The organism is Paenibacillus sp. SRL342 (assembly GCF_984798905.1).
Genome location: NZ_OZ481790.1, coordinates 344819 through 356612, shown reverse-complemented (window position 1 = coordinate 356612; position 11794 = coordinate 344819). Strand labels below are relative to the sequence as shown.

The 11794-nt window shown below is 47.0% G+C and carries 12 protein-coding genes; 5 read left to right on the top strand and 7 right to left on the bottom strand.

What is annotated here, in order from left to right:
* Window position 1 precedes the first annotated feature (1 nt).
* Complete coding sequence (locus AC4E8D_RS01675) at window positions 2-841, top strand: DUF6597 domain-containing transcriptional factor (protein WP_490205776.1); 840 nt, start codon at window positions 2-4, stop codon at window positions 839-841.
* 13 nt (window positions 842-854) lie between these two features.
* On the opposite strand, the gene AC4E8D_RS01670 is transcribed toward AC4E8D_RS01675, so the two are convergent.
* A complete protein-coding gene (locus tag AC4E8D_RS01670) occupies window positions 855-1388 on the bottom strand; it encodes an MOSC domain-containing protein (protein ID WP_490205775.1) in 534 nt (177 codons plus the stop codon).
* Between the two features lie 266 nt (window positions 1389-1654).
* Between AC4E8D_RS01670 and AC4E8D_RS01665 the strand changes: the two genes are divergently transcribed.
* From AC4E8D_RS01665 to AC4E8D_RS01655, 3 genes are all read left to right on the top strand, one after another.
* Window positions 1655-2011 carry a DUF1304 domain-containing protein gene (locus AC4E8D_RS01665; protein WP_036608019.1) on the top strand — a complete coding sequence of 119 codons (357 nt, stop codon included), beginning with the start codon at window positions 1655-1657 and terminating at the stop codon, window positions 2009-2011.
* Between the two features lie 78 nt (window positions 2012-2089).
* Window positions 2090-2929: a DUF4261 domain-containing protein gene (locus AC4E8D_RS01660; RefSeq protein WP_221824313.1), complete on the top strand. Its 840-nt coding sequence runs from the start codon at window positions 2090-2092 to the stop codon at window positions 2927-2929.
* Between the two features lie 260 nt (window positions 2930-3189).
* Window positions 3190-3549, top strand: a complete 360-nt coding sequence (locus AC4E8D_RS01655; RefSeq protein ID WP_221824314.1) for a hypothetical protein — start codon at window positions 3190-3192, stop codon at window positions 3547-3549.
* 147 nt (window positions 3550-3696) lie between these two features.
* Here the strand turns inward: AC4E8D_RS01655 and AC4E8D_RS01650 are convergent, their stop codons facing one another.
* Both AC4E8D_RS01650 and AC4E8D_RS01645 read right to left on the bottom strand, forming a co-directional pair.
* Complete coding sequence (locus AC4E8D_RS01650) at window positions 3697-4206, bottom strand: GNAT family N-acetyltransferase (protein WP_221824317.1); 510 nt, start codon at window positions 4204-4206, stop codon at window positions 3697-3699.
* Window positions 4203-4730 carry a hypothetical protein gene (locus AC4E8D_RS01645; protein WP_221824319.1) on the bottom strand — a complete coding sequence of 176 codons (528 nt, stop codon included), beginning with the start codon at window positions 4728-4730 and terminating at the stop codon, window positions 4203-4205. Before AC4E8D_RS01645 ends, AC4E8D_RS01650 begins: the two co-directional genes overlap by 4 nt.
* A gap of 181 nt (window positions 4731-4911) precedes the next feature.
* Between AC4E8D_RS01645 and AC4E8D_RS01640 the strand changes: the two genes are divergently transcribed.
* Window positions 4912-6888: a methyl-accepting chemotaxis protein gene (locus AC4E8D_RS01640; protein ID WP_221824321.1), complete on the top strand. Its 1977-nt coding sequence runs from the start codon at window positions 4912-4914 to the stop codon at window positions 6886-6888.
* A 175-nt stretch (window positions 6889-7063) separates the two neighbouring features.
* Here AC4E8D_RS01640 and AC4E8D_RS01635 read toward each other — a convergent pair whose 3' ends face one another.
* From AC4E8D_RS01635 to AC4E8D_RS01620, 4 genes are all read right to left on the bottom strand, one after another.
* Window positions 7064-8071 (bottom strand): LacI family DNA-binding transcriptional regulator, encoded by a 1008-nt coding sequence (locus tag AC4E8D_RS01635; protein WP_221824323.1) that lies wholly within the window; start codon window positions 8069-8071, stop codon window positions 7064-7066.
* Between the two features lie 127 nt (window positions 8072-8198).
* Entirely contained in the window at window positions 8199-9005 is an 807-nt protein-coding gene (gene iolB / locus AC4E8D_RS01630) for a 5-deoxy-glucuronate isomerase (protein ID WP_221824325.1), read from the bottom strand.
* 109 nt (window positions 9006-9114) lie between these two features.
* Window positions 9115-10167: an inositol 2-dehydrogenase gene (gene iolG, locus AC4E8D_RS01625; protein WP_307540588.1), complete on the bottom strand. Its 1053-nt coding sequence runs from the start codon at window positions 10165-10167 to the stop codon at window positions 9115-9117.
* 69 nt (window positions 10168-10236) lie between these two features.
* Window positions 10237-11712 carry a CoA-acylating methylmalonate-semialdehyde dehydrogenase gene (locus tag AC4E8D_RS01620; RefSeq protein ID WP_313771506.1) on the bottom strand — a complete coding sequence of 492 codons (1476 nt, stop codon included), beginning with the start codon at window positions 11710-11712 and terminating at the stop codon, window positions 10237-10239.
* Window positions 11713-11794 lie beyond the last annotated feature (82 nt).

The following is an 11794-nucleotide window of genomic DNA, read 5'->3' as shown; positions in this document are numbered from 1 at the left end:
GATGAAACAGGTAGAACAAGGAGACAGACCAAGCATGGGCCTGTTGAATCTGAATGAAGGTGATCATAAATATCAACTGACACGCCATGCTCCTTCCGAAGCACTTCGCCCTTTTGTTAAACATTACTGGATCGTATCGTGGGATCTGACTGGATCTGAACCGTATCCCCAACATGTCGTGCCTAACCCTTGTGTCAATCTGGTTGTGGAACGGAACAATACGTTTTTCTTCGGACCATCGGGACGTAAATTCTCCTATCTTGTGAGCGGAAAAGGTCGTGTGTTTGGCGTGAAGTTCAAACCAGGAGGGTTCTATCCCTTCCTCCGGGCTCCTGTCTCATCCTTGTACGGACAGCCGATGAATGTATCCAATATTCTGGACGTCACAGCGAAATCCTTGGAAGACCGACTTCTTGGGTCGGGGGATGATGCAGATAAAACCAGTTACATCGACCAGCTATTGTGTGCACATCTTCCTGCTGAAGATGCTCAAGCAAGAATGGTTCATGATATTGTGCAACAGATCGAACAGAACCGAGAGATGCTGAGAGTGGATGATCTGTCTTCTTATTGGAATATGCATACCCGAAAGCTTCAACGCCTGTTCAATCAGTATGTGGGCATCGGACCCAAAACGGTAATCAAGTTGTATCGTCTGCAAAATGCTGCAGAATGGATGGACCGCGGTCTTCACTGTGACCTGATTAAGCTATCTCAGGATCTTGGATATCATGATCAATCCCATTTCATCCGAGATTTCAAGTCCATTATTGGCAGTACACCAGAGGAGTACTTACACTCTAGACATCTGAATGGTGAGCGCCGAGGGCTAATAAATTAACCTGTCCTGAGAATCAGGACAGGCGAATGACTTCTATGGTATCCCCCGTATGGATTATACCTTCCCTTTCAACCGAGCACACAATCCCACGTTTTTTGCGAGCCGCAGGCACGAATTTTTTGCGCAAACCGTCCTGCTCGTAGAATTGTTCAATCATTTTCCCCGGATGTACACAGGGAAGGTTCTCCCCTTCGCATATTAACCCTGTCCCGTTTGGAAATAGGAGCCGCGTTCCAGCAGGCAGTTCCGTCAATCGATCAATGCCACGAACCAGTATATTGGCACCAAGCCACTCTGGACGCACTTCAGGAATGTTCATTTTCTCAGCAATAAGAGCACATTCTTCCTCAGACACAATACTGAGCTGGCGGCGATTCGCAATCGGTGTGCCACGCTTGTAGATTTTCTGACGTGAGTCCGCCGGACGAAGCAGACCATAATGACGGTCACCCGGAATTCCTGCAAGCTCAATGTCGATAAAAGGTACAACTCGGGTCACAAATGTGGATGGATCATCAGCCAACAAGACGAATTGAACCGTTCCCATGGTAATCCTCTCCCTTTCCTGAGCAATATCACTTCTTTATTGTTCATTATTACCCAATGAATGGATTGTCGACAATCGGCGTATGCTTAGCTTTGTAACCATTTTTTAATTTCAACATCATAACTCAACTGGAAAACGATAAATAATTTAAATAATACGCAATTAAATTGTTACAAATTAAATTTACTCTTTCCGTTCTTGTTGCAAACATTTATACTAGGATGGACAAGTAAATAAATTACATATCAGAAAGCAAGGTGTTTCCTTTGATTAGTATCATTTTTGTAGCTCTTGTAGCTGTCGAACACTTCTATATCATGGTGATGGAGATGTTTATGTGGACTCGTCCACGCACTATGAAAACCTTTAATCTCACGCCGGAATTCGCCAAATCCACCAAGTCCCTCGCGGCCAATCAAGGTCTTTACAATGGATTTCTTGCGGCAGGTCTGATCTGGGGACTCGTATATCCGGATGCTGCCGTTGGACAGCATATTCAGATTTTCTTCCTGGCGTGTGTGATTATTGCGGCTCTTTATGGAGGAGCAACTTCTTCACGGTCGATCATTATTAAACAAGGTTTGCCTGCGATCATTGCGTTGTTGCTGGTCCTGTTCCTCTAATTTCCTGTCGATAGGTGCATTGCTTCGATTCATGTTTAAATCCTTTATGGTAAGGTAGTGAATAGATAGCAGTGTACAATGACCAGAATCGTTCTGGAATTGGAAGGAGAACATGTCATGGGATTGTTTGACAAGCTTCGGCGGCGCAAAAAGGAGAAGGTACCTGCAGGTGGTGCTGTGGAATCGACTAATTACAGTGAAACCATCGTGGGTTTTGTCCTGCTGGAGCGTGACGATTGTGATTTTGACCTTTTCATCAGGAACATGAAGAACGAATGGGATATCGAGATTGAAGAACGGCCGGAGGAGGGCAATCTCTTTTTTGAGGTGAATGGGATGCAGGTGGTATGTGCTCACATTGCCGCGCCTGTACCTGACCGTGAAGTTGAGGAGAATGCCAAGCTAAACATCCTTTGGCGAGAAGCGGAGCAAGTTACCTCACGGCACCAGTCTCAGATTATTGTCTCTGTTCTGAACGCAACAAATGCTATTGATGGACATGTTCTGTTCACTCAAACAGCAAGTGCCTTATTACAGTTGGATCACGCGCTGGCCATATACATGGCACCACTTGTTGTTGAAGCCAGTCAATATGTCGAAACTAGCCGTGGGATCAAACATGATGAGTTGCCCGTCTCGCTCTGGATTTTCATCGGATTATTCCAAAATGCCGAAGGCGCTTCAGCTTACACTTACGGACTACGTAACTTTGGTAAAGAAGAGATGGAGATTATGCAATCGTCTGAATCCTTAAGCGATGTATTTGAGATGATGTTCATGACAACAACGTATGTGGTTGAAAACGACGTCACACTGCATGACGGGGAAACACTTGGTTTCTCGGCAGAACAAAAGCTGAGCATTTCCCTTTCCAAAGGTGCAGCTACAGAAGGCAACAGTTTGAAGATTGGCTTCTAACTTACGCAGGAATTTCAATTTATCATGTTACAATCATAGAAGCCATCTGGAGTTCATCCTCTGGATGGCTTTTAGCTATCCAGCCATCCTCCCAATGACGATGTGATAACAATCCCTGAATTTAACTTCCCTAGGAATAAGTAGTCCATAAGAACCACTATATTATGAATTCAGTTTTCATTCTCGCTATAAAAAGGTATAATTAATAGGCTTATAGTCTCATATATTACATATTATTTTATTATCGAGGAGTTGCCTACATGTCTGTTAGACGTTTGGATTCAACTAAACCTATTATTGAAATTCTCTGGGAAGGTATTGTTTCTCCTGAACATGTTGAACAAGCGAATACAGAAATCAAGAGAATAGCGGAACAATTGGGGAATTCGTTTGATGTGCTAGTAGATATGCGGAACATGAAAGCTTTCCCTCAGGATACCAAAGAAAAAATTGTGGAGCATCAGAAATTACTGACACAGTGGGGTATGAAGCGAGCCAGTGTAGCGGTAGGTGGTGCAATCGCCAAAATGCAATTGAATCGGATTTCCAAAGAATCGGCGCACCAAACTGAATTTCAATGGGAAACGTATGATGAGGCTTTGGCATTTTTGTTGAAATAAAATATTGAAGTGATACGGACTAAGTATAATAAGAGAGATACCGATGCTGTACATGGCACACAGAAAGAGGCGTTCCCCATGAGGAAGCGCCTTTTCTTTTGCAGTTCCACTTTGCTTACTCAGTTATGCCAGTGATCCGAACGCTCATCATTTAAGATTCAAGTTACTTACACGCACCATCGTTACCGATGTACCATTTAGGGACTCCACCACGAATCCTAACCGCTTATATAAGCGAATCGCTTGGTTATCCGGGTCAACACTAAGCGAGACTGCTTCAATTCCCCGCCGTTCAACCTCATCTAATGCGGTCTGAAGCAGTAAGGTACCTACTCCTTTCCCACGTGCATCTTCCGTTACAGCCATTCCCATCTCTGGCGTAGCTGCATTCACATAACCGTATCCCGCATTCTGATCCGCATAGAATCGTAATGTTATTGAACCTAGTCTCTTGCCCTGCTGGTCTACCGCAACATACCCGAAATCCCCTTCTCTTCCCCAGTCTTCAACGTATTTGGATAGCTCAGGCGTATGTATACTTTCGAGTTGGAGAGGTTCATCACCTTCTCGTGTATGCAGGGATGCGTATAACATCTCCCACAGAAAGGGGATATCCTGTTCCTCAATCGAACGCACATGATAGTTGGTCTTGTTCATGTTTGCTCCTCCTTCAGCTTTCCAAAAAGGCGGTCCATCTCATTCAGATTAAACTCATTGGTAATCTCGTAGTCTTCAAGTTCGTCTCTCGTTTTCGCCTCATTGTAGATGGAGATAGACTTTTCATTATAAAACGTCAGTTCAAATCCATCGGTAAAGCGACCTTCTTTATTAATGGTAAGTCGCCATTCATAATAATATGGATTCCTTTCGGAAACGTCGAATTCCCGTACTCTTTTAAGTCGAATATCCTTTAATAGCTTCAGCATGTCTCTAATCTCATTGGGATCTGTAATCGTCACTTCATCATCTTCATTATACGAATCTGCACTTGAAATCTTCCTAATTGTCAGTCGATCCAATCGATCCAGCATGCTCATATGATCTGTAACCTCTGCTCGAAACGTCGTATGTTTGCTGGGGATATACTTCGTATATTGACCAGAGGTATACATACGCACTGCAATAGCTACGACAACAATAATCGTGACGATACCTATAATCATCTTGATTCTGTTTTTCACAGTCTAACCTCCCCCTAGAAATTGAGACCTTACATATTATATATCAAATAAAACTCGTTTTGTGTTCGTTATTCTTCCACATTTTAGTATTTGGTCTCGCCTAAGGATTAAATATTATTTGACGATATATATAATAAGCTTCAAACATACTAACACATTCATGACATCTAGGGGGAAAAGTATGAAGTTAAAACTCAAATTGATGTTAGCCTTCTTCGTCACTGTTCTGCTTACAGCTGGCGCGCTCGCACCACTTGGTTTGGTTCAAACGGAAAACCAAGCTTCTCAGAGTGTGAACAACAAACTAGAAGGATTAATATCTACCGCAACATTTCAGTTGGACGGCTGGTTACACGGAAACGAGAAATTAGTGGAAACACTAGGCCTTGTAATTCAGGAGGCTGTTTCATCTTCTGATCTTAATGAAGATTATCTGTCCATCATGTATAAGGGCACCAACCCTAACAACTTAGAGGACATATTTTACGGAAATAAGGAAGGACAGTTTATAAATGGTTCTGACTTCGTCCCAGATAAAGATTATGATCCCAGGGATCGTTCTTGGTATAAAGAGGCTCTACAAGCAGACAAGCTGATTTTTACTGACCCTTACATCGACAACAAATCCAAACAATTTACGGTGTCTATAGCCATGCCAGTAAAGACAGAAAACGGTGCAATACGGGGAGTGGTTGCTTCTGATATTCTACTTTCCAAGTTAACCGATACAGTCAACCAAATTAACCTGGATGGACTAGGCTACACTTTTATGCTCGACAAAAAGGGAGTTATTTTAGCTCATCCCGAGGCTGATCTTGCAAGTACTTCAGCCGCAGACAACGATCAATTGGGACCGTTGCTTGCAGAGATGCAAACGCATCCTTCAGGACAAAGATCATTCCAATATAACGGAGAAAATCTGCTCCTCTACTTCAAACAAATTCCAAGTACTGGTTGGATTATCGGATCAGTCATATCTGAGAAACTCGCCTATGCGGACTATTATGAATTGCGCAATAACTACATTCTCATTATCGCCATTACATTATTGGTTGTACTGGCAGGTGCCTATTGGATCGCAACACTCTTCATCAAGCCACTGAGAAATCTCCATGAGACCTCCCGCCAAATGTCGAGTGGTGATTTTACAGGAAGGGTGCAGATCAGAGGCAAAGATGAATTCGCTGAACTAGGTATGGCATTCAATCAGATGTCCGATCAGCTTAGCTCGCTGTTCAGGCAAGTAACGGCTTCTGCTGATCGCGTACAAAGTATCTCGGGTGAGATGCAGGAGCATACAGATAAAACCAAACGCATCGCTGAGCAGATCTCCATTGCCACTGATGAACTCGCTCAAGGTTCCAGTACACAGGCTGAATCCGTGTATGATGGCTCAAGCCGTCTGTCGGAGATGAGTGATAGTGTTGGTGGTATCAATCGCAGTGTCGAGCAGTCCGTAACGATGATGCGTGAGGCAGGAGAAGCCATGCTAGCTGGGCTACAAGCGGTAGATCATCAGGTGGAGCTTTCGGATGGTAACCGCCAATCGATTGACCGTGTGGGTGAATCAATCAATCTACTCGCAGACAAATCACAGAAGATTGAAAGCATCGTCAGCATGATTCAAGGTATTGCCTCCCAGACTAACCTGCTCGCACTGAACGCTTCGATTGAAGCCGCCAGAGCGGGTGAACATGGACGTGGATTTGCGGTGGTTGCCGAGGAAGTGCGCAAACTGGCTGAACAATCCGCCGGCTCTTCTCAGGACATCATCGTGTTGCTGAATGAAATCCAGGCGGCTAGCCACCAAAGCGTGAGCGAGGTCGATTCTGCTGAACATGGTATTGAGCAACAGGTTGCTGCCGTACATGAGATGCGCAACTCATTTATGCGAATCAAGCAATCTATTGAAGGCATTGACACTCAGCTTCAACAAGTATCGTCTGCAACAACCGAATTGGATAACAGTTCTGGCAAGATTGCTGAAGTGATCTCCAGTGTTGCGGCCATGTCCGAACAGAGCGCCGCTTCCACCGAAGAGGTTGCCTCTTCAACGCAAGAACAGTTCAATTATATTACGAGTATCTCGGAACGCTCCAATGAACTGGCTCAACAAGCTAATACGCTCGCTGAAGAAGTGAAAAAGTTCAAGATATAAATCAACAAGCCGCGTTCTCCCATAGGGTGAATGCGGCTTGTTTGTTACTTGGTTATATTGCTTTATCACCTATTTGGAATAAGGCAAAACGATAACCCTTATCCCGAGCCATGAATATGACACACGTAGGCTTGGCATCACAACTGATCAGGTTATATCAGAAACCTAATTGTTTTCAGCTCAATATATGACCTGCTGATTCTCGGATAACCAGCTCAGGCTTCAGGACAATCTTCTGCGGTTCTTTACGCTTATCCTTTAATTCTTCAATTAACAGATCTACAGCGCGATGTCCCAGTTCTTCAATTGGCTGGGCAACGGTTGTAAGCGGCGGACTCGTCACGGAAGCCAGAATCGTATTATCAAATCCGATAATGGACACATCCTCTGGCACGCGTAGCCCCAGTTCTTTGGCAGCCTGAAGAGCACCGATGGCCTGAATGTCATTACAACAGAACAAACCTGTCGGGTGATCCTTCTCACCGAGCAGCAGTAGCGCCTCTCTTTTGGCCGAGCTCAAGTCAGCTGCCGATTCTCTGATCTGATTCGGTTCCAGCGTATGACCTGCCTTATTCAATGTTTCGCGGAATCCACGTACACGTTCCTGACTGCTGCTGACTTTGGACGGTTCCGACAGAACCGCTACACGGGTGTGTCCAAGTTCAAGCAGATGCTGCGCTGCGAGCGTGCCGCCAAGCAAGTCGTCAATGGTGACTGTATGCACCGACAGGGATGGCATATGGCGAGCAATCAAAGCGACAGGGATGGACTGCTGCAAGAGGGGTGACAAAATATCGGCATTATCGATTCCGGTTCCGATCATCATGCCATCGACCCTTTTTTGCTGGAGCAGATTCAGATAACGCTCTACCCGCTCGTCCTTATTATCCGTACTGCAGATGACCACGCTGTAACCCAATTGACGGCTTCGATCCTCCACCGCTCTGGCGAGTTCTGCGAAATACGGGTTTGAGATGTCCGGTACGAGCAGTCCCAATGTATACGTCTGCTTACCTGTAAGTGCAGCTGCGATCGCACTGGGTTGATAGTGAAGGCGTTCCATGATCTCCATAATCTCGGCGCGCCGCTTCTCACTGATCTTGCCTTTGCCATTAATGACCTGCGAGACGGTTGCAATGGATACACCCGCCTCGCGTGCTATATCGTATATGGTTGCTTTCATTGTTTTTTCCCCATTTGTGCTATATATAAATTTCGTTATACATAGATAATTGTTCTCTTCTCATTATGCAGGGGGAAGTCTGCATACGCAACTTGAAGCCAGCACAATGTGCGTAGCATGAACTGTTTTACTTTTTCATCAACCACTCATGGTCAGGATCGTTATGGAATTTCCAGGTCCGGGTTGGTCCAGCCATCACGTTCAGATAGTAGACCTCATACCCCGGAGGAGCGCCTACCGGATGATATCCGTCCGGAACAAGCACCACTTCTCCGTTCTTCACTGCTAGCGTCTCATCCACAGAACGATCATCCGTGTATATGCGCTGAATGGCAAACCCCTGCTCAGGCTGCACACGGAAATAATACGTTTCTTCCAGCAAAGATTCATCCGGGAGTGCATCCCGATCATGCTTATGTGGCGGGTAACTGGACCAGTGCCCATCTGGTGTAAACACCTCAACAACGAGCAAACTGTCTGCTTCCTTCTGTTCTGGCAAAATGTTGTGAATCTGGCGTTCCAGATTGCCATACCCTCTCGCCTCTACCCCTACATCTTCGGGTGCAATGAGACGAGCTGGATACGTGCCTTTACCGGGTGCAACACATATAGCGACTTCCAGTTCGGTACGTGCTGTGATCTGCACTTGATCGGAAGTTGAGACGTAGACCGAGTACGGAGGTATTTTCTCGAAAACACTCATTCTTTTCCCGATGTTATCCCATGTGTGCTCCCGGGTACTTACATTGGCGAAACCACTGAGAAGCACCACACAGAGTTCCTGATCACCGCTCTCACGGGTTAGTGTCTCCCCCTCTGCCAGCTTCGCTACCTGAAAGCCAACATATTCCCACCCAGCCGACTCCGGTGTTACGTTTATAAGTGTACCGTCTCCCTCCGGGTTGACCACGGGTTTCACAATACGTTCTGACATCTTGCCATCCACTCCTTTCTGTAGTCGTCCATAACAACCTGATATTTATAAAAACAAAAACTTGGACTATTCATGCCCTCTATTAGAAAAAAATGACTTTAATCATCCACTATGGCATTGCCGTTTGCGATTCCAGTGACATCCCAGGAACTTCACTCAGCTTTACAGGTCTTCCCCGCTCCATGGACAGTTTTGCTGCCAGCGCAATTCGTTCTGCCTGTACTGCATCGTGGCCATCTACGATAACCGCTGTATCATGGAGGATTGCATCGATAAAGAGAGCTGTCTCCTGTACATATGCTTCATTGTAGCGTTCCAGGAAAAAGTGTAACGGTTTGTCGCGCATGAGCCCGGCCGCTGTACTGATCTCAGCCGTATTCGGATGATCATTCGCCGCTGCGGCGCTGCCCATCGAGCCAAACACTTCAACACGCTGGTCATACCCGTATACAGCCTGACGACTGTTATCAATGACACCAATCGCTCCATTGGCAAACGTCATCGTTACAATCGCTGTATCCACGTCACCATGCTCTGCAAAGACCGGATTGATCAGCACGTTGCCCTGAGCGTACACTTCTTCCACTTCACTCCCGGACAGATACCGAGCCATGTCAAAATCGTGGATCATCATGTCCATGAAGATCCCGCCAGATACCCGGATATACTCTGCAGGCGGTGGACTCGGGTCACGAGAAGTAATTTTGATAATATGCGGATCACCAATCGTACCATCCTGCACATGTGCACGTATCCGTCTGAAGTTGTGATCGAAACGGCGGTTAAATCCAATTTGCAGCTTCACGCCAGCCTTCTGAACTGCCGCTACAGCCGCTTGGGTCTGTGCCAGATCCATGCTAACCGGCTTCTCGCAGAAGATGTGTTTGCCCGCCTGAGCGGCCTGTTCGATCAGCGGCACATGTGTATCTGTTGAAGAACAGATCAGTACCGCGTCTACATTAGGCATCGAGATCAACTGGCTGCTATCCGTTGTTACAACAGGGATGCCACGGTCGGAGGCCCAAGCCTCCAATTCAGGACCTGCAAACAAGTCACTGATTCCCACAATCTCGGCATGCGGGTTGCGCAGGAGATTGTCTGCATGAATTTTGCCGATCCGTCCAGCACCGATGATGCCAATTCTTACTTTGTCCTTGCCCATTCCGTTATCCTCCCTATGTGCGTCCATATGAGCTGGGCGTTCCCCTTAGCCCGAGTGATGCTCTGGTTGTTACCAGCGCGCCGTTACCATCTTCTTGCGAGTGTAGAATTCAACACCATCCGTGCCATTGGCGTGAAGATCACCGTAGAAGGACTTCTTCCAGCCCGAAAACGGGAAGAATGCCATTGGCGCAGGTACGCCCAGGTTAATTCCCAACATGCCCGCATCAATCGTTTCACGGAATTGACGCATACTCGCCCCGCTGCGGGTGAACAGACACGCACCGTTGGCAAAGTCGGAACGGTTCGCCAGCTCAACGGCTTCCTCCAGCGTAGACACTCTTGCTACCGAGAGTACTGGAGCAAAGATCTCATCCTGCCAGATTTTCATATTGCTCTCAACTTGGTCGAATACCGTGGGCCCTACAAAATAACCGGATTCACTTGTTGCCTGATCTTTGCGTCCATCCCGGATCAAAGCCGCGCCTTCCTGCTCTCCGGCTTCAATGTAACTGAGTGTGCGCTCTTTATGTGGTCCACGGATGACAGGTCCGAGGAACACGCCCTCATCCATACCGTTACCGATGGTAATGCGGTCTGCTGCTTCCACCAGCTTTTGTACCAGTTCGTCAGCCACATCACCCACAGCCACAACAACCGCACATGCCATGCAGCGTTCCCCTGCTGAACCAAAAGCTGCACTCGTAATCTCTTTCACCGTCAGATCGAGATCGGCGTCCGGCATAACGATGGAGTGATTTTTGGCACCAGCCAGTGCCTGTACCCGTTTGCCATGCTTGGATGCAGTGGTGTAGACGTATTCAGCTACAGGTTGTGAGCCGACAAAGGAGATCGCTTGAACATCCTTATGTTCCAGCAACCCGTTCACAACATCATGCGAACCGTGAACAATGTTGAGCACGCCGTCCGGAAGCCCTGCTTCCTTGAACAGCTCTGCCAAGCGGCCTGCCAGCAGCGGTGTACGCTCGGATGGCTTCAGAACAAAGGTGTTACCACACGCAATAGCAAGCGGGAACATCCAGCACGGCACCATCATCGGGAAGTTGAAAGGGGTAATTCCCCCAATAACACCGATCGGGTAGCGATACATGCCCGACTCCAGCCCTGTAGCGATGTCAGGCAGTTGTTTGCCCATCATCAGATTCGGGGCACCTGCCGCGAACTCGACGCATTCAATGCCACGTAATACCTCGCCGTACGCTTCGGCATAACTTTTACCGTTCTCCAGTGTCACCAGGCGAGCGAGCTCTTCCCAATGTTCAACCAGCAACTGCTGGTAGCGGAACAGAATACGTGCACGGCGTGGAACCGGTGTGCTGCTCCAGGATTTGAACGCTTCTCGTGCTGTCTGAACCGCCAGATCCACGTCCGCTTGTTCGGACAGTGGCACATGTGCAATAACCTCTTCTGTAGCCGGATTCACCACTGGCTCCGTACGAGTTGACACTGGGGTTACCCAGGCACCTCCGATCCAGTTTTGTACCATTGTCGCTGTTGCAGACGCTTCAGAAATTCCTTTTCCCATAGCCCTGTCTCCCTTCGCTTATGTGTGATCCCTTATGTTCAACATGTTCATTGTTATAGATCTGTATGAGTGTGTTATTCAA